We start from the raw sequence: 23,414 nt of genomic DNA, 5'->3' as shown, positions 1-23,414 counted from the left end.
CGGGCACTGACAACGCCCGGTGCGCGCTCAGTCGTCGAGGGCCTCGCGCACCACGTCCGGGGTGTTGGTGATGATCCCGTCGACGCCGAACCCGGCAACGCGCTGCGCGGCCGCCGCGTCGTTGACCGTCCAGGTGTAGGTCTCGAGCGGCTTGTCGTGCGGGCCCTTGAGCGCGTGCACCGCGTCGACGTAGGCCGCGGAGATCGTCGTGTGGGACGGGTTGATCTGGTCGGCGAACTCCGCGTACGCGGGCAGGTCGGCGACGGCCGGGGTGCCCAGGAACCCGGTCGTGAGGTCCGGGCGCTGCGCGTGGACGCTGCGGATGCTGTCGGCGCTGAAGCTCTGCACGACCAGCCGGTGCTTCACGTGCCCGTGCCGCAGCCAGCCGTCCGCGCGCAGCTGCCGCAGGATCTGTGCCTCGATGCCCGGGTAGAGCTCGGGCGCCTTGATCTCCATGAGCAGCTTCTGGTGGTTGTGCTCCACGCGGTTCAGGTACTGGTGGAGCGTCGGGATCCGGGCGCCGGTGAACTCGGCGCCCTTCCAGCTGCCCGCGTCCAGCTCGGCGATCTCCGCGGCGGTGAAGTCCCGCACGTTCCAGGGCGCGCGGTCGGGATAGAGCTGCTCGACGTTCGTGGTGCGGGCCAGCGTGGTGTCGTGGATGACCACCAATGCGCCGTCCTTGGTGCGCTGCACGTCGTTCTCGACCCAGTCGATGCCGAGGTCGTCGGCCCTGTCGACGGCTTCCAGGGTGTTCTCGGGGGCGTAGGCGGAGGCGCCGCGGTGCGCGACGACCACCGGTCTGTCGTGCGCGGGGGCGGCCTGTGCGGCAGTGGGCAGGACCAGGACACCGATGATGACGGAGCCCGTCACCGAGGCGAGTGCGGCTGCTGCGCGTGCGTACACGTCTGCTCCTCATGCGTCGTGAGACCACGGACGCCACGAGCCTGTCAGCCGGGGGCCAACAGAAAACAGGCGAAGGATGGTCACAGGTTGAACGGAGTTATCCAACTGCGACCGACCCCGTGCAGGTAGCGAGGATTCTTTGCCGGAAAATCGTTCGGGCGTTCCTGCGTGAGCTTTAATCTCAGCCTCAACCGTGGCTGACTTGGTGGCCGTTGACGGGGGAGCGAGCAGGGCATCTCAGGCATAACAGGGCGGAAGGGCTGCGTCGCATGCAGGGCACGGTCGACGGTTTCAGTTACGGACTCGTCACCCCGGTAGTGGCGTACCTCATGGCCTTCTTGGGTGGTGCGCTCGGCCTCCGGTGCACCACCAGATCGCTTCTTGTGGTCAACACGTGGCGGGTCGGCTGGCTCGCGCTCGGCTCCGCGGCGATCGGCTCCGGGATCTGGACGATGCACTTCGTCGCGATGATGGGCTTCACCGTCAAGGGAGTGCCCATCCACTACGACCAGGCCACCACGTTCGCGAGTCTCGGTGTCGCCATCGTCATGGTCGGGATCGGCGTCTTCATCGTCGGCTACAAGGGGGCGACCGGCCCGGCCCTGTTCACCGGGGGCACGATCACCGGCCTGGGCGTCGCATCCATGCACTACCTGGGAATGGCCGGAATGCGCCTTCACGGGACAATCGAGTACAACACGTTCATCGTGGGGGCCTCCGTGGTGATCGCCATGGTGGCGGCGACCGCGGCCCTGTGGGCGGCCGTCCAGGTGCGCGGCATCATGTGGAGCCTCGGCGCGAGCCTCATCATGGGGCTCGCGGTCTCCGGCATGCACTACATGGGCATGGCGGCCGTCAGCGTCGAGCTGCACGGCAGCACCAGCGGCACCCCCGGCGGCGACTCGGCCGCCGGCATCCTCGCGCCGATGCTGATCGGCCCCCTGTGCTTCCTCCTGCTGGCCGGCGTGGTGGTCATGTTCGACCCCCTGATGATCATGGGCCGGCCCGACTGGCGCGACGCCAGGGAGGCCGCCGACCGCCCCGGCGCTCCCGCCCCGCGGACCGTCCCGCGCCCCCGCCGCGCCCCCGGCCGGCAGTCCCCGCGCACCCCGCAGAGCTGGTGACCCGGCGGGCCTGAGAGCCCGGCCGCGGCGGCGATCGGACCCCGTTGTCAGTGCGGGGTCGTACGGTGGATTCCATGCGGCCCGTATCCAAGATCGAACGCACGGTGGCGCCTTTCGAGGTCGTCAGCCCGTACCAGCCCAGCGGTGACCAGCCCGCGGCCATCGCCGAGCTGGAGAAGCGCATCACGGCAGGCGAGAAGGACGTCGTCCTGCTCGGTGCCACCGGCACCGGCAAGTCAGCCACCACGGCGTGGATGATCGAGAAGCTCCAGCGCCCCACCCTCGTGATGGCGCCGAACAAGACGCTGGCCGCCCAGCTGGCGAACGAGTTCCGCGAGCTCCTGCCGAACAACGCGGTCGAGTACTTCGTCTCGTACTACGACTACTACCAACCCGAGGCGTACGTCCCGCAGTCGGACACGTACATCGAGAAGGACTCCTCGATCAACGAGGAGGTGGAGCGCCTGCGCCACTCCGCGACGAACTCGCTGCTGACCCGCAGGGACGTCGTCGTGGTCGCCTCCGTCTCCTGCATCTACGGCCTCGGCACGCCGCAGGAGTACGTGGACCGCATGGTCCCCCTGAAGGTCGGCGAGGAGATCGACCGCGACGACCTGCTGCGCCGCTTCGTCGACATCCAGTACACGCGCAACGACATGGCGTTCCAGCGCGGCACCTTCAGGGTGCGCGGCGACACCATCGAGATCTTCCCCGTCTACGAAGAGCTCGCGGTCCGCATCGAGATGTTCGGCGACGAGATCGAGGCCCTCTCGACGCTGCACCCGCTCACCGGCGAGGTCATCAGCGACGACGAGTCGCTCTACATCTTCCCGGCCACGCACTATGTGGCAGGCCCCGAGCGCCTGGAGCGCGCGGTCAACGACATCGAGAAGGAGCTGGGCGAGCGCCTCGCCACCCTGGAGAAGCAGGGCAAGATGCTGGAGGCCCAGCGGCTGCGCATGCGCACCACGTACGACATCGAGATGCTCCGCCAGATCGGCTCCTGCTCCGGCGTGGAGAACTACTCGATGCACTTCGACGGCCGCGAGCCCGGCTCCCCGCCGAACACGCTGCTCGACTACTTCCCGGACGACTTCCTCCTCGTCATCGACGAGTCGCACGTCACCGTCCCGCAGATCGGCGCCATGTACGAGGGCGACGCCTCCCGCAAGCGGACCCTCGTCGACCACGGCTTCCGCCTGCCGTCCGCACTCGACAACCGCCCGCTGAAGTGGGAGGAGTTCCAGGAGCGCATCGGCCAGACCGTCTACCTGTCGGCCACGCCCGGGAACTACGAACTCGCGCGCGCGGACGGCTACGTGGAGCAGATCATCCGCCCCACCGGCCTCGTCGACCCGGAGGTCGTCGTCAAGCCGACCGAGGGGCAGATCGACGACCTGGTGCACGAGATCCGCACCCGCACCGAGAAGGACGAGCGCGTCCTGGTCACCACGCTCACCAAGAAGATGGCCGAGGACCTCACGGACTACTTCCTGGAGCTCGGCATCCAGGTGCGCTACCTCCACAGCGACGTCGACACCCTGCGCCGGGTGGAGCTCCTGCGGGAGCTGCGCGCGGGCGAGTACGACGTCCTGGTCGGCATCAACCTGCTGCGCGAGGGCCTCGACCTGCCCGAGGTCTCTCTGGTCGCGATCCTCGACGCCGACAAGGAGGGCTTCCTGCGCTCCGGCACGTCCCTGATCCAGACCATCGGCCGCGCCGCTCGAAACGTGTCGGGGCAGGTGCACATGTACGCCGACAAGATCACCCCGGCGATGGAGAAGGCCATCGACGAGACCAACCGCCGCCGGGAAAAGCAGATCGCGTACAACGAGGAGCGAGGCATCGACCCCCAGCCCCTCCGCAAGAAGATCAACGACATCGTCGCGTCCATCGCGCGCGAGGACGTCGACACGGAGGAGCTGCTCGGCACCGGCTACCGCAAGGGCGGAAAGGACGGCGAGGGAGCCAAGGCGCCCGTGCCGTCCCTCGGCAAGGCGGACACCGGCAAGAAGAAGCGCGGCAAGGCGGCGGACACCGTCCCCACGGACCGTCCGGCGGCGGAACTCTCCGAGCAGATCGAGGAGATGACCGAGCGGATGCGGGCGGCCGCCGCCGACCTGCAGTTCGAGATCGCGGCCCGGTTGCGCGACGAGGTCTCGGAGATGAAGAAGGAGCTGCGTCAGATGAAGGAGGCAGGCATCGCCTGACCTGCGAGGACGGGCGGGGTGACCATGGTGTGTTGCAAGACCGCCACAAAACCCCGCCCGCGGTGGCGGTGATGTCAGTGCCCCCCTCTAGGGTTTGGACCAACCGCGTGCGTACGCCGCGGCAACAGGGGACGGTCCGAGAGGGGACAGCGCGTGGGCATCGACTTGACCAAGGGTCAGGCCATCAGCTTGGAGAAGCAGGGCGGGGGCACCCTCACCGCCGTACGTATGGGCCTGGGCTGGCAGGCGGCCCCGCGGCGCGGCCTGTTCGGCACGCGCACCCGCGAGATCGACCTCGACGCGTCGGCGGTGCTCTTCGCCGACAAGCAGCCCGTCGACGTGGTCTTCTTCCGCCACCTCGTCAGCGACGACGGCTCGGTGCGGCACACCGGTGACAATCTGGTCGGCGGCGTGGGCCAGGGCGGCGACGACGAGGCGATCCTCGTCGACCTCGCGCGCGTGCCCGTGCACATCGACCAGATCGTCTTCACGGTCAACTCCTTCACGGGCCAGACCTTCCAGGAAGTGCAGAACGCGTTCTGCCGCCTGGTCGACGAGACGACCGGCCAGGAGCTGGCGCGCTACACGCTCGACGGCGGCGGCCAGTACACGGCGCAGATCATGGCCAAGGTCCACCGGGACGGAGCGGGCTGGAAGATGACGGCCCTGGGCACGGCGGCCAACGGCCGTACGTTCCAGGACCTGATGCCCGCGATCCTGCCCGGCCTGTAGCGGGGCCCGTGATGGCGGCCGAACTGGTGAGGGGGCAGAACCACCCCCTCACCCAGACCCGTCTGGAGATCCGGGTGTCGGCCGGCCGCCCGGTCGTCGCGGGCGCCACGCTCGCCGACGACCGGGGCACCGTGCGCGGCGCCGATCGGATCGCCCACCCCGGCGCACCCGCCCTGCCCGGCCTCGAGGTCCCGCGCCAGGCGGCGGCGGACCACCGCCTCGCCGTGGACCTCGACGCCATGCCGCAGGACGTGCACCGGGTCACCGTGCTGCTCGCGCTCCCCGTGGGCGTCGGCGGGCCGACCCGGTTCGGGGCCGTCGCCGCCCCCTTCGTCGCCGTCACCGGACTCGACGGCACGGAGGAGGCCAGCTACACGATCACCGACCTCGACACGGAGTCGGCCGTCGTCGCCCTGGAGCTCTACCGCAGGCAGAGCGCCTGGAAGGTGCGCGCCATCGGCCAGGGCTATGCCGAGGGACTCGGAGCGCTCCTCGCCGACCAGGGTGTGCCCGACGCCGCCGCTCTGGCAGTCACCATCCACGAGGCCGTCGCCCAGGGCCTGGCCCGAGCGGTCGCACCCCCGCCCCCGGCCCGTACGACGGACGAGGCACAGATCCGCGCGGCGGCCACGGCCGGACACGCGTCGAGTGCGCTGCCGCCCACCCCGCCCCCGCCCCGCGCCGGCGCCGCCCAAGGCCCCATCGACTACAGCCACCCCGGCCGCCAGGCACCACCGCCCGCAGCCCCGCAGCCCGCCGTGCCCGTGGCGGGTGACGCCACCGGCTGGTCCATGGAGGAGCGGCTCTACAACCAGGTGTGGGGCATGTTCGAGGACCTCGCCCGCACCACGGCGGCCTACCGCAGCGCCGTCGACTTCGCCGATGCCCGGATGGAGCAGGAACTCGACAGCGTCCTGTCCGACCCGCGCAGCCGGATCGGCGGCCAGGGCGACGCCGCCCGTGAGGCCGCCACCGCCAAGCACGGCGCCCTCGTCGACCGTGCCCGCGAAGCCCTCGACCGCGACCTGGCGCAGCTCGTCGCCGAGTCCGAGGTCGTCGAGCCCGCGCTCCCGGCGGCGTACGCGGGCTGGGACAACCCGTGCTGGCACGCGTACCGCAGCCCCATGGAGACCCCGATGGCGATCCGCCTCGGCGATCTGCGGCTGCCCGAGAGCGAGAGCGTCGGTCTGCGCATCCCGATGCTCGTCCGGCTGCCGCTGGAGCGCGGTCTGTGGGTCGACGCGGGTGCCTCCGCGGCCGACACCCTCGCCGACGCCGACGAACTGCGGGCCCGTGCCGCCCACACTGCGGTCGTGCACGCGGTGCGGCTGCTGGCGTCGTACCCGGCGGGCGATGTCAGCCTGCACGTCATCGATCCGGCGGGCACGGCCGCGGGTGCGCTCGCCCCGCTCGTCGACGCCGGCGTGCTCGCCGGGCCGCCGGCCGGAGGGGCGGCCGGTGTCGCCGAGACCCTGACCCGGCTGACCGAGCGCGTCGACCTGGTGCAGATGGCGATCCGCGCGGGCGCCGCCGACGCGCTCCCGCCGGACCTGGACATCGCCGAGCAGCTCCTGATCGTGCACGACTTCCCGCACGGCTTCGACGACCGCTCCGTGACCCGGCTGCGCTACCTCGCCGATGAAGGGCCGCAGGTCGGCGTCCATCTGATGCTCGTCGCCGACCGGGAGGACGCGGCGGAGTACGGCCCGCTCCTCGACCCCCTGTGGCGCTCCCTGCTGCGCGTGACGCCGGTGCCCGACGACCACCTGGCCGACCCATGGGTCGGGCACGCCTGGACGTACGAGCCGCCGACGGTCCCGTACGGCAGTGCCGTGCTGCGCCAGGTGCTCGCGGAGGTGGCGAGGGCCCGGCGGGAGAGGGGTCTCTGAAGTCTCCGAAGGACCAGGGAGGCCTTTTGACCTGGCAACTTGAGGACCTCTTTACCTTTCCCTTTACCTTTCATGGGTGTTTCGAGTACGCTCCTTTACGCGGAGGGGAGTACTCCCGTACGCGGCGTTCCCGTCAATACGGACGACCGGCCCGATGGCCGCCGATCCCGGGGCGTCGGCCCGAGGCGCCGGACGGCGCCCGGGTGGAAGAGACCTCCGGCAGCGACGACGCTGATCAGTAGCCGTACGACGCCGGAGGCGCAGTGGACGTATCGATGACCCTTTGGGTGCTGACCATTCTTGGTCTGTGCGCCCTGATCGCGGTCGACTTCTTCATCGGGCGCAAGCCCCACGACGTATCCATCAGGGAAGCCGGGATCTGGACGGTCGTCTGGATCGTGCTGGCGGTGCTCTTCGGCATCGGCCTGCTGATCTGGGGGAACAGCCAGGCCGCCGGCGAATTCTTCGCGGGCTTCATCACCGAGAAGTCCCTGAGCGTCGACAACCTCTTCGTCTTCATTCTGATCATGGCGAAGTTCTCGGTGCCGACCCAGCTCCAGCAGCGCGTATTGCTGTTCGGCGTGCTCATCGCCCTCGTCCTGCGGGCGATCTTCATCGCGGCCGGTGCCGCGGTCATCGCCAACTTCTCGTGGGTCTTCTACATCTTCGGTGCCTTCCTCATCTACACCGCGTGGAAGCTCATCAAGGAGGCCATGGCGGACGAGGAGGAAGAGGAGTTCGAGGAGAACCGCCTCCTTAAGTCGATCGAAAAGAAGTTCGGCGTCGCCGACCGGTACCACGGCACCAAGCTCTTCATCCGGCAGCACGGCAAGAAGGTCATGACGCCGCTGCTGGTCGTCATGCTCGCCATCGGCATGACCGACGTGCTCTTCGCCATGGACTCGATCCCCGCGATCTTCGGTCTGACCCAGGACCCGTACATCGTCTTCACGGCCAACGCGTTCGCCCTGATGGGTCTGCGCCAGCTGTACTTCCTCATCGGCGGCCTGCTCAAGAAGCTGGTCCACCTCAGCTACGGCCTGTCGGTCATCCTCGCCTTCATCGGCGTGAAGCTGGTGCTGCACGCGCTGCACGAGTCCGGTGTCCACGTGCCGGAGATCTCCATCCCGGTCTCGCTGGGCGTCATCTGCGGCGTCCTGATCATCACCACGATCACCAGCCTCTTCGCCTCCAAGAAGCAGGCCGAGCGGGACGCGGCCGAAGCGGCTCAGAAGGACAGCATCGAGGCCTGACCGCGTCAGACGTAGGAATTACCAGCACCGGGAGCCGTGCGCGTTCGATTGCCGCGCACGGCTCCCGGTGCTTGCTTGTGCACTGAGAGCGCACCCCGGCCCGGGGCGCGACGGCACGACGGGGGAGGACCCCATGAGTCTGAAGTTCGCGCAGATCATCGACTTCGAGACCCAGCGCATCGACGAGATGGAGGAGTTGCTCGACCAGTTCCAGGAGCGGATGGCCGGCACGCCCGGCGGACCCACGCATCGGATCATGCTGGCCGACCGCGACACCGCGGGCCGCTACCTCGCGGTCATCGAGTTCGACTCGTACGACGACGCGATGCGCAGCAACGAACGCCCCGAGGTCTCCCAGCTGAACGAGCAGCTCTCCGCGATGTGCACCCGGCCGCCGGCCTTCACCAACTGTGACGTCCGGGACGCCCGCGAACTGAAGTGAGCCGCGCCGAGCCGCTCCTGACGTAGCGCCGAAGTCGCGCCCCCGCACCGCCCCGGGCACCATCGAAGGCATGATCAACAGACTCCGGGCACTGACCACGCAGTGGAATGTCGTCGTCCCGGTGCTGGCCGTCGTGCTGCTCGGGTTCACGTGGGGGCGCGACCTGCCGGGGGCCGTGGTCGCCCTCGCCTCCATCGTCCTCGCGGGTTCCGTGCTCGCCGCCGTGCACCACGCCGAGGTCGTCGCCCACCGTGTGGGCGAACCGTTCGGCTCCCTGGTGCTCGCCGTCGCCGTCACGATCATCGAGGTCGCGCTCATCGTCACCCTGATGGCCGACGGCGGCGCGAAGGGCGCCACGCTCGCCCGGGACACGGTCTTCGCCGCCGTCATGATCACGTGCAACGGCATCGTCGGCCTCAGCCTGCTCGCGGCGGCCCTGCGCCACCGCGTGGCGATCTTCCAGTCCGAGGGCACCGGCGGCGCGCTCGCCACCGTCGCCACCCTCGCGACGCTCTGCCTGGTCCTGCCGACGTTCACGACGAGCAAGCTGGGCCCGGAGTTCTCCACCTCCCAACTGGTCTTCGCCGCTGTCGCCGCCGTCGTCCTGTACGGGCTCTTCGTGGCGACCCAGACGGTGCGTCACCGCGACTACTTCCTGCCGATCACCAAGCATGGCGAGGTGATCGACGCCGACGACCACGCGGACGTGCCGACCACCCGTGCGGCGCTGACCAGCCTCGGAATGCTCGGTCTCGCCCTGATCGCGGTCGTCGGCCTCGCCAAGGGCGTCTCGAAGACGATCGAGCACGGTGTCGAGGCAGCGGGTATGCCGCATGCCGTCGTCGGCGTGATCATCGCGCTGCTCGTGCTGCTGCCGGAGACCATCGCGGCGCTGCGGGCCGCCCGCCGCAATCGCGTCCAGACCAGCCTCAACCTCGCGCTCGGCTCCGCGATGGCGAGCATCGGTCTGACCGTCCCCGCCGTCGCCATCGCCTCCTTCTGGCTGGACGGCCCGCTCGTCCTCGGTCTCGGCGCCACCCACATGGTGCTGCTCGCGCTGACCATGGTCGTCAGCACGCTCACCGTCGTGCCCGGGCGGGCCACCCCGCTCCAGGGCGGGGTGCATCTGGTGATCCTCGCCGCGTACGTGGAACTCGCCGTCACGCCGTGACGGGCTCTTCCCGTACGACGCCGGGAGCGGTCTCCGGAAGCAGCGCGAAACAGCCGAGACTCAGCACCGCGATCCCCGTCAGATACCAGCCCACACCCCATGGAACCCCCGTCTCCCCCTCGGCCAGAGCCGTCGCCGCGATCGGGGTGAGCGCTCCACCCAGCACCCCGCCCAGGTTGTAGCCGACCGCCGCACCCGTACAACGCACCCGTGGTTCGTACAGTTCCGGCAGATACGCGGCGATCACGGCGAACATCGTGATGAACGCGAACAGCGCCACCAGCAACCCCAGGAACATCAACAGCGGTTCCCCCGTGGCCAGAAGGGCCACCATCGGCAGCATCCACACCGCTGCCACCGTGCACCCCACCAGACACATGGGACGCCGTCCGTACCGGTCCCCGAGCAGCGCCGCCACCGGTGTCGACGCCCCCTTGATGACGACCGCCGCCATGATGCAGGCCAGCATGACGCTGCGGCTCACCCCGAGCCGCTCCACTCCGTAGGCGAGCGACCAGGTCGTCACCGAGTAGAAGACCGCGTACCCGACGGCCAGCGCTCCGGCCGTCAGGAGCACCAACCGCCAGTGCCCGCGCACCACTTCGGCCAGCGGGAGCCGGGCGGTTTCGGCCACATCGAGGAAGGCGGGGCTCTCCACCAGCGACCTGCGCAGCCACAGCCCGATCACGGCCAGGGCCCCCGCCGCCCAGAACGGCACCCGCCACCCCCACGCCGCGAACTGCGCGTCGGTGAGCGTCGCCGACAGCGCCAGCATGATCCCGTTGGCCAGCAGGAACCCCACCGAAGGACCGATCTGGGGCAGGCTCGCCCACAGGCCCCGCCGCGCGGGCGGCGCATGCTCGGCGGTGAGCAGTACCGCCCCGCCCCACTCACCGCCGAGCCCGAGGCCCTGGAGAAAACGCAGCAAGAGAAGAAGCAGGGGAGCGGCCACCCCGATCGACGCATACGTAGGCACGCAGCCGACCGCGACGGTCGCGGCGCCGGTGAGCATCAGCGACCCCACCAGGACGGGGCGCCGCCCGTGCCGGTCCCCGATGTGCCCGAACAGGACCGAGCCGAGGGGCCTTGCCACGAAGCCCACCCCGAAGGTCGCGAAGGCGGCCAGAGTTCCCGCGAGCGGCGAGAACGTCGGGAAGAACAGCGGGCCGAGGACGAGCGCGGCCGCGGTGCCGTAGACGAAGAAGTCGAAGAACTCGATGGCGGTGCCGGCCAGCGAGGCGGCCGCGAGCCGCGGCAGTGACGGACGGTGAGTGGTGCGCATGCCGCGGCAACTACCCGTGGTCGCCGCAGGTTACGGGGGCGTGCGAGAGCGCGGTGCGGGGCGTGTGGAGAGCCCTCCGGGACATGGTCCGTCCAGCGCGGCGTGATAGACCCTCAAGGAGCTACCACTCACGTACGGAGGTTCCCTGTGCCGCGCACGCTCGCCACTGCCCCGATCATGGTTCTCAACGGGCCGAACCTGAACCTGCTCGGCAAGCGGCAGCCGGAGATCTACGGCCGTGACACCCTCGCCGACGTCGAGGCGCTGTGCGTCAAGGCGGCTGCCGCCCACGGAGCCACCGTGGACTTCCGCCAGTCCAACCACGAGGGCGAACTGGTCGACTGGATCCACGAGGCCCGCGAGAACCACGTCGGCATCGTGATCAACCCCGCCGCCTACTCGCACACCTCCGTGGCCATCCTGGACGCGCTCAACACCTGTGACGGCCTGCCCGTGGTGGAGGTCCACATCTCCAACATCCACCAGCGCGAGGAGTTCCGGCACCACTCCTATGTCTCGCTGCGCGCCGACGGCGTGATCGCGGGGTGCGGCGTACAGGGCTACGCGTTCGGCGTGGAGCGGGTGGCGGCCCTCGCCGCGCCGGGCACGGCGCAGGCGTAGCAGGGCACTTACAGGCGCCCCGCGTCCACGATCCGGCGCAGGAACTGTCGCGTACGTTCCTGCCGCGGATCGCCGAACACGGCCTCCGGGGCGCCGCGTTCGAGCACCACGCCACCGTCCAGGAAGCACACCTGGTCGGCGACTTCACGGGCGAAGCTCATCTCGTGGGTGGCCAGCACCATCGTCATGCCCTCGCCCTTCAAGTCGCGCACGACGTCGAGGACTTCACCGACGAGCTCCGGGTCGAGGGCAGCGGTGACCTCGTCGAGCAGCAGCAGCCGGGGTTGCACGGCGAGGGCCCGTACGATCGCCGCACGCTGCTGCTGGCCGCCGCTGAGCCGGTCCGGGTACTCCCGGGCCTTCTCGCCGAGCCCGAGGCGCTCCAGGAGGCCCCTGGCGCGTTCCTCGGCCTCCTCGCGCGCGACGCCGTGCACCCGGCGCGGCGCGAGCGTGACGTTCTCCAGGACGGTCATGTGCGGGAACAGGTTGTAGGCCTGGAAGACCACGCCGATCCGCCGCCGCACGGCGTCCGCGTCGGTACGCGGGTCGGTGATCTCCTTCCCGTCCAGCCAGATTGCGCCGTCGTCGATCTCCTCCAGGAGGTTGGCGCAGCGCAGCAGCGTCGACTTGCCGGACCCGGAGGCCCCGATCAGAGCGGTCACGCTGTGCGGAGCGACCTCCAGGTCCACGTCGCGCAGCACGACGGTGTCGCCGAACGTCTTGCGCACGGACTCCATCCGCAGCACGGGCTCGGTCATACGAGGCCTCCTTGTGCCCGGCGCCGGTCCATCCGGGCCGTCACCCAGTCCGTGAAGCGCGTCATGGGAATGGTGAGCGCCACGAACACCAGACCCGCCACCACATAAGGCGTGTAGTTGAAGTCCTTGCTGGCGATGATCTGCGCCGCGTACACGGCGTCCACCGCACCGCCGATGGAGACCAGACCGGTGTCCTTCTGGAGCGAGACCAGGTCGTTCAGCAGTGGGGGCACGACACGGCGCACCGCCTGGGGCAGCACCACATAGCGCAGCGTCTGACGGTTGTTGAGCCCCAGGGAACGCGCGGCGGCCCGCTGCGAGGGATGGACCGACTCGATGCCGGCGCGGAACACCTCGGCGACGTACGCCGAATACGTCAGGACCAGCGCTGCGCCGCCCAACAGGACGGGATCCGTGGTCACGCCCTGAAGGCGCAGCGCCGGAACGCCGAAGATGACCAGCAGCAAGCAGATGATGAGTGGCAGTCCGCGGAAGAAGTCGGTGTACGCCGTCGCCAGCGCGCGCAGCGGGAAGAAGACCGGCCCCCGCAACGTCCGCGCGAGGGCGAGCAGCATCCCGAGGATCAGGACGCAGACTCCGCACACCGCCAGAAGACGCACGTTCAGCCAGAGACCTTCAAGGACCTGCGGAAGCGCCACGCGCGCGTAGTGCGCACTGAAGAAGGTCTCCTTCGTGCGCTCCCAGCCGGGGGAGTTGGTGATGACGACGAACAGGACGGCGCCCGTCACCAAGGTGCTCAGCGCCGCGATGCCGGTCGCCCGGCGGGCACGGGTGCGCTGGTAGCGCTCGCGCGCTATTCGGCGCTCCGAGGGGACGTACGCGTCCTCGATGACGGACGGCTGCTTGACGACGGTCACTTGAGCACCGGTGCGTCGACGGCGTCGGAGAGCCACTTCTTCTCCAGGGAGGCGAGCGTGCCGTCCTTGCGAAGAGCGTCCACGGCGCCTGTCACACAGGACGTCAACTCGCTCTCCTTGTCGAGCACGAGCCCGAACTGCTCGGGTGCGCTGCCCGAGTTCTCGAACTGGCCCACCACCTCGGCGTCCGTGACCTCGGCGCCGGTGATGTAGAACGCGGTCGGCAGGTCGACCACGATCGCGTCCACCTGGCCGTTCTTCAGCGCGGACTTGGCGAAGTCGTTCTTCTGGTAGACGGCCGGCTTCTGCGTGGGCTTCACCAGGTCGTTGATGAAGTCCAGGCTCGTCGTGCCCACTTGGGCACCGAGCTTCGCGTCCTTCAGGTCCGCGACACTCTTCGCCTTGGCGGCCTTGGACGACTTCAGAGCGACGACGGCCTGCCGCACGTCGTAGTAGCCGGACGAGAACGCCACGGCCTTCTTGCGGGTGTCACTGATCGACACCTGATTGATGTCGAAGTCGAACTTCTTCGCACCGGGGGCGAACGAGCTGTTGAACGGCACCGTCTGCCACGTCACTTGGGACGCGGGGTAGCCGAGCTGCTTCGCCACGGCGTACGCGACCGCCGACTCGAACCCCTTGCCGTTGGCCGGGTTGTCGTCCTCGAACCACGGTGCGTAGGCGGGCTTGTCGGTGCCCACGGTGAGTTTGCCGGACGCCACCGTCGGGAGCTTGCCCGCGGGGCAGGAGGCGGCCGTGGCGGGCTTGCCCGCGGCCTTGTCCTCGGGTTCGGGGGCACAGGCCGCCGCAGCGACGAGGACCACGGCGGAGCAAACGGCAAGACGCGCGGCGCGGTTGGCGAGATGCATGGCGGGAGACTGACAGCGCCCAGCCCTGTTTGTCGAGGTCAGGACGGCAACTGTCCGCATGGTGGGAACACGTGTTGCTGTCGTGTGAACAGAGGCCGCGTACAGCGGCGCGGATCACCAGCCCCGCGCGCGCCACTCCGACAGGTACGGCCGCTCGGCGCCCAAGGACGTGTCGTTGCCATGTCCCGGGTAGACCCACGTCTCGTCCGGCAGCGGCGCGAAGATCTTCGACTCCACGTCGTCCATGAGGCTCGCGAAGGCTTCCGGGTCCTTGTGCGTGTTGCCGACGCCACCCGGGAAGAGGCAGTCGCCGGTGAAGACGTGCGGGTGGCCGTGCGGGTCGTCGTAGACCAGCGCGATGGAGCCGGGCGTGTGGCCGACCAGATGGCGGGCGGTCAGCGAGATCCGGCCGAACTCGATCGTGTCGCCGTCGGCGACGGGGACGTCCGTCGCGACCGGGATGCCCTCGACGTCGTCGCGCCCCGCGTACGTGCGCGCGCCGGTCGCCTCGACGACCTCCGCCAGTGCCTGCCAGTGATCGCCGTGCCGGTGCGTGGTGACGACGGCCGTGATGCCGTCGTCACCGATGAGCTGGAGCAGCGTGTGCGGCTCGTTCGCCGCGTCGATCAGCAGCTGCTGGTCGGTCGCGCGGCACCGCAGCAGATAGGCGTTGTTGTCCATCGGGCCGACCGCGACCTTGGAGATCATCAGGTCCTGCAGCTCGTGCACGTCCGCCGGGCCGCCGACCTTCACCGCTCCGCTGTACGTCATGGGCTCAGCCTATAGCGGGGGCAGGATGGGCAGTGAGCCTCGGTCGACGGTCAGGGCGTCGCCCTTCCTGCGGCCCGCGAGCCAGCCCAGGAGGTCCGCCTGCCGGCCTTGGACGACGATGCCCAGCGAGGCCGGAGCCGTCCCGTCCTTGATCTCCTCCAGGCTGTGCGGCTGCACGGCCCCCGTGGAGATCATCCGGCCGTCGTCCTGCTTGATGAGGAGGGGCGGAAGGTCCGGGTGGTCGCGGAATCTCTTCGCGAGGAAGTTGATCTCCCGCTGCGTGAACTCCTCCGACAGGTCCTCCAGCTCGTACCCGATGCCGAGGTCCACGTGGTGCAGCTCGACCTCGGCCCAGCGCCGGAAGGGGACCTGGGAGGCGACGTCCTTGACGCCGTTGCGCAGCTCCACCGTCCGCTCCCAGTCCGCGTCCTCGGCCCCCACCCGCTGGAAGCGCTCGGCGCTCTCCCGCACGTCGTCGACCTGCGCGCGCAGCCCGCGCGGGGCGTCCCGCTCGATGTCGGCGTCGCGCGCCTCGCCGCTCACGTACATGGGGCGGCCCTGGAGGACATTGACGAGCGCGTCCGCGTTCCGGGCGAGGTGGGCGAGCACATGACCGCGGCTCCAGCCGGGAAGCCGTGACGGCTCGGCCACGGCCGCGTTGTCCAGGGTCCCGATCGCGGCGAGCAGCCGATCGGTCGCTTCGCGTACAGACACCAGGTCGCGCACATGATCACTCATGGCGCCGACGATAGCGGCGCCACACGTTCGGGTGAAGGTGGCCGACCTTGCGCCTTAATCGAATGTACGTGCTATAAGCTCGACGGCGGCATCGGGCATTCTTGGTGGTCCGGGTTTGTTAGCAACCAGGGAAACCAACCGGCGCTGTCAGTGGCTCCCCCTACTCTTCGAAAGACAGCCATCTCAAGACTTCTCCGTCAGACTTCCCGGCCGTCTCGGTGAGACGTCTTCGAGAGTCAGACCTCGAGAGGCGGGGGCCCCGCCCCTGTCACTTCTCCCAAGAAAGGTGCGGACCGGCGTGGCCGACCGTCTCATCGTCCGTGGCGCGCGCGAGCACAATCTCCGGAATGTCTCGCTCGACCTCCCGCGCGACTCCCTCATCGTCTTCACCGGTCTGTCCGGCTCCGGCAAGTCCTCGCTCGCGTTCGACACGATCTTCGCGGAGGGGCAGCGCCGATACGTCGAGTCGCTGTCCTCGTACGCCCGACAGTTCCTCGGCCAGATGGACAAGCCGGACGTCGACTTCATCGAGGGCCTCTCACCGGCCGTCTCGATCGACCAGAAGTCGACCTCGCGCAACCCGCGCTCCACGGTCGGAACCATCACCGAGGTCTACGACTACCTGCGCCTGCTGTTCGCCCGCATCGGCAAGCCGCACTGCCCCGAGTGCGGGCGCCCCATCGCGCGCCAGTCGCCGCAGGCCATCGTCGACAAGGTCCTTGAGCTGCCCGAGGGCAGCCGCTTCCAGGTGCTCTCGCCGCTGGTGCGCGAGCGCAAGGGAGAGTTCGTCGACCTCTTCGGCGACCTGCAGACCAAGGGCTACTCCCGCGCGCGCGTGGACGGGCAGACCATCCAGCTGTCCGAGCCGCCGACCCTGAAGAAGCAGGAGAAGCACACGATCGAGGTGGTCGTCGACCGCCTCACCGTGAAGGACTCCGCCAAGCGCCGCCTGACCGACTCCGTGGAGACCGCGCTCGGCCTCTCCGGCGGCATGGTCGTGCTCGACTTCGTCGACCTCCCCGAGGACGACCCCGAGCGCGAGCGCATGTACTCGGAGCACCTGTACTGCCCGCACGACGACCTGTCCTTCGAGGAGCTGGAGCCCCGCTCCTTCTCGTTCAACTCGCCCTTCGGCGCCTGCCCCGACTGCACGGGCATCGGTACGCGCATGGAGGTCGACCCGGAGCTGATCGTCCCGGACGAGGACAAGTCGCTCGACGAGGGCGCCATCCACCCGTGGTCGCACGGCCACACCAAGGACTACTTCGGCCGCCTCATCGGAGCGCTCGCGGACGCCCTCGGCTTCCGTACGGACATTCCGTTCGCCGGACTGCCGCAGCGCGCCAAGAAGGCGCTCATCTACGGCCACAAGACGCAGATCGAGGTCCGCTACCGCAACCGGTACGGACGTGAGCGGGTCTACACGACGCCCTTCGAGGGTGCCGTCCCGTTCGTGAAGCGCCGGCACAGCGAAGCCGAGTCGGACGCGAGCCGTGAGCGCTTCGAGGGCTACATGCGCGAGGTGCCCTGCCCAACCTGTGAGGGCACGCGCCTCAAGCCGATCGTCCTCGCGGTCACGGTCATGGGGAAGTCCATCGCCGAGGTCTCGGCCATGTCCATCAGCGACTGCGCCGACTTCCTGGGCGAGCTCACGCTGAACGCGCGCGACAAGAAGATCGCCGAGCGCGTCCTGAAGGAGGTCAACGAGCGACTGAAGTTCCTCGTCGACGTGGGCCTCGACTACCTGTCGCTGAACCGGGCGGCGGGCACCCTCTCCGGCGGCGAGGCCCAGCGCATCCGGCTCGCCACCCAGATCGGCTCCGGCCTCGTCGGCGTCCTGTACGTTCTCGACGAGCCGTCCATCGGGCTGCACCAGCGCGACAACCACCGGCTCATCGAGACCCTCGTACGGCTCCGCGACATGGGCAACACGCTCATCGTGGTCGAGCACGACGAGGACACGATCAAGGTCGCCGACTGGGTCGTGGACATCGGCCCCGGCGCGGGCGAGCACGGCGGCAAGGTCGTGCACAGCGGCCCCTTGAAGGAGCTGCTGAGCAACGCCGAGTCGATGACCGGCAAGTACCTGTCGGGCAAGAAGTCCATCCCGATCCCGGACATCCGCCGCCCGGTGGACCCCGGCCGTCGCCTCACGGTGCACGGCGCCAAGGAGAACAACCTGCGGGACATCGACGTGTCCTTCCCGCTGGGCGTCCTCACGGCCGTCACCGGCGTCTCGGGATCCGGGAAGTCGACGCTGGTCAACGACATCCTGTACACGCACCTGGCGCGCGAGCTGAACGGGGCGCGTTCCGTCCCGGGCCGGCACACGCGCGTGGAGGGCGACGACCTCGTCGACAAGGTCGTGCACGTCGACCAGTCACCCATCGGCCGCACCCCCCGGTCGAACCCGGCGACGTACACCGGAGTCTTCGACCACGTCCGCAAGCTGTTCGCCGAGACGACCGAGGCGAAGGTCCGCGGCTACCTGCCGGGGCGCTTCTCCTTCAACGTCAAGGGCGGCCGCTGCGAGAACTGCTCGGGCGACGGCACCATCAAGATCGAGATGAACTTCCTGCCGGACGTGTACGTCCCGTGCGAGGTCTGCCACGGCGCGCGCTACAACCGCGAGACGCTGGAGGTCCACTACAAGGGCAAGTCCATCGCCGAGGTCCTGGACATGCCGATCGAGGAGGCGCTCGACTTCTTCGAGGCGGTGCCGGGGATCGCCCGCCACCTGCGGACACTGAACGACGTGGGCCTCGGTTATGTCCGCCTCGGACAGTCCGCGCCGACCCTGTCCGGCGGCGAGGCGCAGCGCGTGAAGCTGGCGAGCGAGTTGCAGAAGCGGTCCACGGGCCGCACGGTCTACGTGCTCGACGAGCCGACCACCGGTCTGCACTTCGAGGACATCAGCAAGCTCATCACCGTGCTGTCGGGCCTGGTCGACAAGGGCAACTCGGTCATCGTCATCGAGCACAACCTCGACGTGATCAAGACCGCCGACTGGATCATCGACATGGGTCCCGAGGGCGGCAACGGCGGCGGCATCGTCGTCGCCGAGGGCACCCCCGAGCAGGTCGCGTCGGAGCCGGCCAGCCACACCGGCAAGTTCCTGCGCGACGTCCTGGGCGCCGAGCGGGTCAGCGACGCGGCGGTGCCCGCGGCGCGTACCCGTAAGGCCGCGGCGAAGAAGACCGTCGCGGCCACCAAGGCTCCGGCCAAGAAGACGGCGACGGCGAAGTCGACCGGTGCGGTGAAGAAGACCGCCGCCGAGAAGGCCGCGGTGAAGAAGACCGCGGCGAAGAAAGCGACGAGCCGGGCCCGGAAGGCCTGACGCACCGTACGCACTGACGCGGGCCGGTCACGCTCAGTGAAAAAAATGGCGCCCCACGGGAACTCCCCGTGGGGCGCCGTGCGTTCAACGATCAGCCGGCCTGGCCCTGCGGTTCACGAGGCTCCACGAACTGCATGTCCAGTTGAATCTTGACAACATCACCGAGCAGGCCACTGCCGAAATCGAGCCCGAAGTCGCTGCGCCGGATCTCGCCCGTCGCCTCGAACCCGGCATGCCGACTCCCGTCCACCGGCACATCGACGACCCCGCCGAACTCCACGTCGAGCGTCACCGGACGGGTCACGTCACCGATGGTCAACTCGCCTTCCAGGGACCAGTCCTCGGCCGAACCGCTCACGCCCGTGGAGCGGAAGGTCATGGTCGGACGCCGCTCCACATCAAGGAGTTCCGGCGAGCGGGTGTGGGCGTCGCGGTCGGCATTGCCCGTGTCGATCGAGGCGAGCGCGATGGTCGCCGTCACCTGTACGTCGGCCAGGGTCTCCCCGACGAACAGCCCGGCGTCCACCTGGGCGAAGCGGCCGCGCACCTTCGCGATCCCCAGGTGCCGGATCGTGAAGTTCACCGCGGAGTGCAGCGGGTCCAGCGTCCAGGCGCCGGGCGCGAGCGGAAGCGCGGCGGTCGAAGTCGTCGTCGCGGTCACAGAGTTGTCATCAGCCATGCCTTCACCCTGCGCCCCGCACGGCAGTTGAGGGAGACCGGGTGAAGGCTGGTAGTGACAGGGCCACGATCCGCATCCCTGACGTTGGTACGTTCGGGCAGTGGCTGACAACGAGTTGGGGACGTTCCTGCGCACCTGTCGCGAAGCGGTCGCGCCGGCCGAGGTCGGGCTGCCGAGCGGGACGCGGCGCCGCACCCCTGGGCTGCGCCGCTCCGAGCTGGCCACGCTCGCCGGCATCAGCGCGGAGTACCTCACCCGGCTCGAGCAGGGCCGCGACCGCAACCCCTCGCCGTCGGTGCTCGGCGCCTTGTCCGACGCGCTGCGGCTCACCATGGACGAGCGGTTGCTGCTGCGCCGCCTCGCCAAGGCGAGCGGGCACGACGCGGTCCTCTGCGCGGGGGCCACGGCGCCGTCGTACGCGGTGCGGGCCACCGTCCGCGCACTGCTCGACCGCCTGGAGCCGACACCCGCCGTCCTGGTCAACCGGGTCGGCGACATCCTCGCCCACACCGAGGGGTACAGCCGCCTCGCCGCCCCGCTCGGCATCCTGGACGCGGACCGGCCGAATGTCGTGCGTCATCTGTTCACCGACCCCCGAGCCCGCGCTGCCTACCCCGACTGGGACCGGGTCGCCGACGACCAGATGGCGCGGTTCCGGCAGGGCGCACCGCTCGCCGACCCGCAAGTCGCCGCGTTGATCGACGAGTTGACGGTCACCGCCGGAGCGCCCTTCGCCGACCGGATGGCCGCGGCGCCGGCCCCGCCCCGGCGCGAGGGGGACGACCTGATGATCCATCCCGAGGCCGGGGCCCTGCGGTTGACACACGAGGTGCTGGCACTGCCCGACGCCGACGCGCAGACGATCCTGGTGCACCTCCCTGCCGACGACGCCACGGCGACAGCCCTCGACCGGCTCAACGGACGCACTCCCGGAGCGCTCCGCGCGGTCAGCGGCTGACGGTGAACTGCCGTGCCGCGCGCGGCGGTTCACAGGCGGCGGGCCGCGGGTGAGCGGAGGTCACGGCGCGCCGACCTCGGCGGCGTACGGAGACTCGGCCCCAGCCCGTGAACAGGTGATCGCCGCCGCGCGTGCCGCGAAGCGCAGCATGCGGTCCCACGCGTCGCCGCCGAGGCTCGCGACCGCCGTGGGGGACAGGGCGCCATGGTGGCGGAGGGCGTGCAGCAGCGCCGCGTTGACGGTGTCGCCGGCGCCGATGGTGTCCACGACGTCGACGGGTTCGCCCGGCACCGAGTAGGCGCGGCCGTCCTGGGTGAACACGGTCAGCCCGTCACCTCCGCGCGTGACGACCACGGCGGCCGGCCCCTGGGACAGCCACTCCTGGGGCGTGCCGCCGAGCCACTGGGCGTCCTCCTCGGAGAGCTTCAGGAGAGCGGTCGACGACAGCCAGCTCTTGAAGCGGGCTCGGTAGGCGTCCGCGTCCGGGATCAGCCCGGACCGGATGTTCGGGTCCAGCGTGGTGAACACACCCTGGGCGGCGGCCGCACGCATCAGCTCCTCGTAGGCGCTCGCCCCCGGCTCCAGGGCCAGGGAGCACGTGCCGAACGAGACGGCGCGCGTGCCGGCCGGAAGCGCGTCCGGCGCCGTGAAGAGCCGGTCGGCGGTCCCCTCCACGTAGAAGGAGTAGCCCGCCGAGCCGTCCGCGCCGATGGACGCGACGGCCAGCGTCGTCGGCTCGTCGCCCCGCTGGACCGCCGACACGTCCACACCGGCCGCCCGCAGACCGTCGAGCAGCGCCTCCCCGAAGGCGTCCGTCGAGACGCGTGAGCAGAAGGCCACCGGGGAGCCGAGGCGGCCGAGCGCCACGGCCGTGTTGTACGGGCCGCCACCGAGCCGCGGATCCAGGGCGGCGCCGGGGCCCGCGGCCTGCGGGACGAGGTCGATCAGGGCCTCGCCTGCGACGACTATCACGGTGTTTCCTCTCGCGCGGCGGACGGATATCGCTCCGGGCAGGCTAAAGCGTCACGGCTCGCGGAGCAGCCTCCCGGCTCACGCGGGCACCCCGCCGAGGGTGAACGGGGCGCCGTCGCGACGGGATCGGGCATGCGAGCCCCGAGAGGCCGGGCCGTCGCTGCTGTTCCCAGGGGTCCCACGAAGTGCCCGGATCCCCGCCGGTATCGTCTGATCTGTCACCCGCCCCACCGGCGCACCCCGCCCGTCCAGCCCACCCCGTGGAGCCCCGCATGCCCGGCACGACCCCGTCCCGCATCTCCCGCCGCACCGCACTGCGGGGCGCCGCCGTCGCGGGGACCGCCGGCCTCGGCCTGACCGCGTGCTCCACCGGTTCGGGCGGGGGAGCGGCGGCGGCGCCCACCGCGCCGGTCGACCTGGGCAAGGCCGACGAGGTGCCCGAGGGCGGCGCGAAGCTCTACAAGGACGAGCATGTGGTCGTCAGTCGCAGCGCGGACGGCCAGTACAAGGCGTTCAGCACGATCTGCACGCACGCGGGCTGCCCGATCGGGATGCTCAAGGGCACCGAGCTCACCTGCAACTGTCACGGCAGCAAGTTCGACGCCACGACCGGCAAGGTGCTGCACGAGCCGGCGACCGTTCCCCTGAAGGAGCTGTCCGTGAAGGTCGAGGGCGGCAAGATCGTGGCGGGCCCCCAGAAGTAGACCGGAGGTCACTCCCAGTCCCAGCCGATCCCCAGCAGCCCGGCCCGGACCTGCGGTTCCACCACGTGCACCGTGCGGTGGCGGCCGCTGAGCGTGAGCTCCCGACGACTGCCGCGCGGTGCCGCCGCCGACTGCTGGGCGAAGCGGTGGCAGCCGACGGGCAGCGCGGAGTCGGCGAACCGGACCTGAAGCACGTACTGGCCGCCGGCGAAGCCGAAGGCCCGGAGGTACTCGGTCGAAGCCCCGGCGGTGCCGTCCTCGAAGCCGTACCGGAACAGATGGGTGTCCCCGGCCCGCAAGTACGTGTCGAAGAGCAGCTCCGCCACCAGGACCCCGGTGGCCTCGTCCCAACGCACCCGCCCTGTACGGCAGTTCTCCATGGCGTCCACCGCCACCTCCGCCGGGGAACAGCCCGGATCGCCGTGGTGGACGGCCACGTAGCGGTCCACCCCGTCGCGGTGCGCCCGGACGATGCGCTGCGAATCCCTGCCGAGCAGTTCCCGACGCGCCCCGATCCTGACCCGCTCATGGTGTCCCACGGTGTGCAGCCCGCCGTCCGGCGGCGAGCCCAGCTCCGCGACGAGCCGCTCGACGACGCCCGAGGCCGCGACGAGCGAACGGTACGAGCGGGAGGCGGGACGCTGGGCGACGGCCCGGCCGCCCGCGGGGCCGAGCAGCCGGATCAGCGACTCCTCGGGCAGTTCGAGGATCTCTTCCAGGGCGCGTACGGCCCGCATCGACTCGGCCCGCTGGGGTCGCCGCGCACCCTGCTGCCAGTAACTCAGGCTCGTCACACCGACCTTGATGCCTCGGCGCTCCAGATGGTGCTGCACCCGATGGAGCGGCAGTTGCCGCGCGGCGATCGCGGCCCGCAGCGCGACGTGGAAGGGGCCGCCGCGCAGCACCGCATCCAGGCCCGGAGCCGGTGCCGCCCCGCCCTTCTCCCCGCCGGGGCGGCCGCCGCGCTGGACCCCTCCACCGACGTGCCGATCGCCGAGCCGCATCCGGGTCTCCCGCTTCTGCGCGTCGCTGCGCCCGCGTCCGCGGCGGGCCGCTGTGAGCATTCACACCGCCCGGCCGGGCGTCCGCACCGGTCGGAACGGGGCGGCGGGCCGTCGTACGG

The 23,414-nt window shown here is 70.1% G+C and carries 21 protein-coding genes; 11 read left to right on the top strand and 10 right to left on the bottom strand.

The annotated features are described in order from the left end of the window. Positions 1 to 27 precede the first annotated feature (27 nt). Positions 28 to 903 carry a glycerophosphodiester phosphodiesterase family protein gene (locus AB0L37_RS12935; protein ID WP_365503723.1) on the bottom strand — a complete coding sequence of 292 codons (876 nt, stop codon included), beginning with the start codon at positions 901 to 903 and terminating at the stop codon, positions 28 to 30. Positions 904 to 1,172: 269 nt separating this feature from the next. On the opposite strand from AB0L37_RS12935, the gene AB0L37_RS12930 reads away from it, so the two are divergent. The 7 genes from AB0L37_RS12930 (at position 1,173) to AB0L37_RS12900 (ending at position 9,724) form a co-directional block, all read left to right on the top strand. Then, positions 1,173 to 2,027 carry an MHYT domain-containing protein gene (locus AB0L37_RS12930; RefSeq protein ID WP_365503721.1) on the top strand — a complete coding sequence of 285 codons (855 nt, stop codon included), beginning with the start codon at positions 1,173 to 1,175 and terminating at the stop codon, positions 2,025 to 2,027. A 74-nt stretch (positions 2,028 to 2,101) separates the two neighbouring features. Continuing rightward, positions 2,102 to 4,237 (top strand): excinuclease ABC subunit UvrB, encoded by a 2,136-nt coding sequence (gene uvrB / locus AB0L37_RS12925; RefSeq protein ID WP_365503719.1) that lies wholly within the window; start codon positions 2,102 to 2,104, stop codon positions 4,235 to 4,237. Between the two features lie 153 nt (positions 4,238 to 4,390). Then, positions 4,391 to 4,969: a TerD family protein gene (locus AB0L37_RS12920; protein WP_365503717.1), complete on the top strand. Its 579-nt coding sequence runs from the start codon at positions 4,391 to 4,393 to the stop codon at positions 4,967 to 4,969. 11 nt (positions 4,970 to 4,980) lie between these two features. Next, positions 4,981 to 6,858: a TerD family protein gene (locus AB0L37_RS12915; RefSeq protein ID WP_365503715.1), complete on the top strand. Its 1,878-nt coding sequence runs from the start codon at positions 4,981 to 4,983 to the stop codon at positions 6,856 to 6,858. Between the two features lie 263 nt (positions 6,859 to 7,121). Beyond that, entirely contained in the window at positions 7,122 to 8,111 is a 990-nt protein-coding gene (locus tag AB0L37_RS12910; RefSeq protein ID WP_365503713.1) for a TerC family protein, read from the top strand. Positions 8,112 to 8,244: 133 nt separating this feature from the next. After that, positions 8,245 to 8,553, top strand: coding sequence for a hypothetical protein (locus AB0L37_RS12905; RefSeq protein ID WP_365503712.1), 309 nt, complete (start codon positions 8,245 to 8,247; stop codon positions 8,551 to 8,553). 70 nt (positions 8,554 to 8,623) lie between these two features. After that, on the top strand, positions 8,624 to 9,724 hold the full coding sequence (locus AB0L37_RS12900) for an ionic transporter y4hA (protein ID WP_365503710.1): 1,101 nt from the start codon (positions 8,624 to 8,626) through the stop codon (positions 9,722 to 9,724). Here AB0L37_RS12900 and AB0L37_RS12895 read toward each other — a convergent pair. Further along, positions 9,714 to 11,006 (bottom strand): MFS transporter, encoded by a 1,293-nt coding sequence (locus tag AB0L37_RS12895; protein WP_365503708.1) that lies wholly within the window; start codon positions 11,004 to 11,006, stop codon positions 9,714 to 9,716. The genes AB0L37_RS12900 and AB0L37_RS12895 overlap by 11 nt on opposite strands. 147 nt (positions 11,007 to 11,153) lie before the next feature. Here AB0L37_RS12895 and aroQ point away from each other — a divergent pair, with 147 nt between their 5' ends. After that, complete coding sequence (aroQ, locus tag AB0L37_RS12890) at positions 11,154 to 11,627, top strand: type II 3-dehydroquinate dehydratase (protein WP_365503706.1); 474 nt, start codon at positions 11,154 to 11,156, stop codon at positions 11,625 to 11,627. 8 nt (positions 11,628 to 11,635) lie between these two features. Here the strand turns inward: aroQ and AB0L37_RS12885 are convergent, their stop codons facing one another. The 5 genes from AB0L37_RS12885 to AB0L37_RS12865 all read right to left on the bottom strand — a co-directional run bounded on the left by AB0L37_RS12885 (position 11,636) and on the right by AB0L37_RS12865 (position 15,641). Continuing rightward, positions 11,636 to 12,385 (bottom strand): amino acid ABC transporter ATP-binding protein, encoded by a 750-nt coding sequence (locus AB0L37_RS12885; protein ID WP_365503704.1) that lies wholly within the window; start codon positions 12,383 to 12,385, stop codon positions 11,636 to 11,638. Then, positions 12,382 to 13,263, bottom strand: a complete 882-nt coding sequence (locus AB0L37_RS12880; RefSeq protein WP_365503702.1) for an amino acid ABC transporter permease — start codon at positions 13,261 to 13,263, stop codon at positions 12,382 to 12,384. Before AB0L37_RS12880 ends, AB0L37_RS12885 begins: the two co-directional genes overlap by 4 nt. Next, on the bottom strand, positions 13,260 to 14,132 hold the full coding sequence (locus AB0L37_RS12875) for an ABC transporter substrate-binding protein (protein ID WP_365503700.1): 873 nt from the start codon (positions 14,130 to 14,132) through the stop codon (positions 13,260 to 13,262). The genes AB0L37_RS12880 and AB0L37_RS12875 overlap by 4 nt, the downstream gene beginning before the upstream one ends. Positions 14,133 to 14,246: 114 nt before the next feature. Continuing rightward, on the bottom strand, positions 14,247 to 14,903 hold the full coding sequence (locus AB0L37_RS12870) for an MBL fold metallo-hydrolase (RefSeq protein WP_365503698.1): 657 nt from the start codon (positions 14,901 to 14,903) through the stop codon (positions 14,247 to 14,249). Positions 14,904 to 14,912: 9 nt separating this feature from the next. Then, the gene (locus tag AB0L37_RS12865) at positions 14,913 to 15,641 is read right to left on the bottom strand and encodes a maleylpyruvate isomerase family mycothiol-dependent enzyme (protein WP_365503696.1); all 729 of its coding nucleotides are present in this window, start codon (positions 15,639 to 15,641) and stop codon (positions 14,913 to 14,915) included. Positions 15,642 to 15,939: 298 nt separating this feature from the next. Between AB0L37_RS12865 and uvrA the strand changes: the two genes are divergently transcribed. Next, positions 15,940 to 18,978 carry an excinuclease ABC subunit UvrA gene (gene uvrA / locus AB0L37_RS12860; protein ID WP_365503694.1) on the top strand — a complete coding sequence of 1,013 codons (3,039 nt, stop codon included), beginning with the start codon at positions 15,940 to 15,942 and terminating at the stop codon, positions 18,976 to 18,978. Between the two features lie 91 nt (positions 18,979 to 19,069). On the opposite strand, the gene AB0L37_RS12855 is transcribed toward uvrA, so the two are convergent. Continuing rightward, on the bottom strand, positions 19,070 to 19,657 hold the full coding sequence (locus AB0L37_RS12855) for a YceI family protein (RefSeq protein WP_365503692.1): 588 nt from the start codon (positions 19,655 to 19,657) through the stop codon (positions 19,070 to 19,072). Between the two features lie 100 nt (positions 19,658 to 19,757). On the opposite strand from AB0L37_RS12855, the gene AB0L37_RS12850 reads away from it, so the two are divergent. Continuing rightward, entirely contained in the window at positions 19,758 to 20,615 is an 858-nt protein-coding gene (locus AB0L37_RS12850; RefSeq protein WP_365503690.1) for a helix-turn-helix domain-containing protein, read from the top strand. Positions 20,616 to 20,675: 60 nt separating this feature from the next. Here the strand turns inward: AB0L37_RS12850 and AB0L37_RS12845 are convergent, their stop codons facing one another. Next, positions 20,676 to 21,587 (bottom strand): carbohydrate kinase, encoded by a 912-nt coding sequence (locus AB0L37_RS12845; protein WP_365503688.1) that lies wholly within the window; start codon positions 21,585 to 21,587, stop codon positions 20,676 to 20,678. A 272-nt stretch (positions 21,588 to 21,859) separates the two neighbouring features. On the opposite strand from AB0L37_RS12845, the gene AB0L37_RS12840 reads away from it, so the two are divergent. Beyond that, entirely contained in the window at positions 21,860 to 22,291 is a 432-nt protein-coding gene (locus AB0L37_RS12840) for a Rieske (2Fe-2S) protein (protein WP_365503686.1), read from the top strand. An 8-nt stretch (positions 22,292 to 22,299) separates the two neighbouring features. Here AB0L37_RS12840 and AB0L37_RS12835 read toward each other — a convergent pair whose 3' ends face one another. Then, complete coding sequence (locus tag AB0L37_RS12835) at positions 22,300 to 23,355, bottom strand: hypothetical protein (RefSeq protein ID WP_365503684.1); 1,056 nt, start codon at positions 23,353 to 23,355, stop codon at positions 22,300 to 22,302. Positions 23,356 to 23,414 lie beyond the last annotated feature (59 nt).

Origin of the sequence: Streptomyces sp. NPDC052225, from assembly GCF_040679615.1 — a bacterium.
Lineage (GTDB): Bacteria > Actinomycetota > Actinomycetes > Streptomycetales > Streptomycetaceae > Streptomyces.
The sequence above is the reverse complement of the archived record's forward strand: the minus strand, read 5'-3'. Positions and strand labels throughout refer to the sequence as shown.

Excerpts from the sequence above, each read along its gene's own strand:
- AB0L37_RS12930 (WP_365503721.1), top strand. The coding sequence starts at position 1,173 with ATGCAGGGCACGGTCGACGGTTTCAGTTACGGACTCGTCACCCCGGTA.
- uvrB (WP_365503719.1), top strand. The coding sequence starts at position 2,102 with ATGCGGCCCGTATCCAAGATCGAACGCACGGTGGCGCCTTTCGAGGTC.
- AB0L37_RS12915 (WP_365503715.1), top strand. The coding sequence starts at position 4,981 with ATGGCGGCCGAACTGGTGAGGGGGCAGAACCACCCCCTCACCCAGACC.
- AB0L37_RS12905 (WP_365503712.1), top strand. The coding sequence starts at position 8,245 with ATGAGTCTGAAGTTCGCGCAGATCATCGACTTCGAGACCCAGCGCATC.
- AB0L37_RS12900 (WP_365503710.1), top strand. The coding sequence starts at position 8,624 with ATGATCAACAGACTCCGGGCACTGACCACGCAGTGGAATGTCGTCGTC.
- AB0L37_RS12895 (WP_365503708.1), bottom strand. The coding sequence starts at position 11,006 with ATGCGCACCACTCACCGTCCGTCACTGCCGCGGCTCGCGGCCGCCTCG.
- AB0L37_RS12885 (WP_365503704.1), bottom strand. The coding sequence starts at position 12,385 with ATGACCGAGCCCGTGCTGCGGATGGAGTCCGTGCGCAAGACGTTCGGC.
- AB0L37_RS12875 (WP_365503700.1), bottom strand. The coding sequence starts at position 14,132 with ATGCATCTCGCCAACCGCGCCGCGCGTCTTGCCGTTTGCTCCGCCGTG.
- AB0L37_RS12870 (WP_365503698.1), bottom strand. The coding sequence starts at position 14,903 with ATGACGTACAGCGGAGCGGTGAAGGTCGGCGGCCCGGCGGACGTGCAC.
- AB0L37_RS12865 (WP_365503696.1), bottom strand. The coding sequence starts at position 15,641 with ATGAGTGATCATGTGCGCGACCTGGTGTCTGTACGCGAAGCGACCGAT.
- AB0L37_RS12855 (WP_365503692.1), bottom strand. The coding sequence starts at position 19,657 with ATGGCTGATGACAACTCTGTGACCGCGACGACGACTTCGACCGCCGCG.
- AB0L37_RS12840 (WP_365503686.1), top strand. The coding sequence starts at position 21,860 with ATGCCCGGCACGACCCCGTCCCGCATCTCCCGCCGCACCGCACTGCGG.
- AB0L37_RS12835 (WP_365503684.1), bottom strand. The coding sequence starts at position 23,355 with ATGCTCACAGCGGCCCGCCGCGGACGCGGGCGCAGCGACGCGCAGAAG.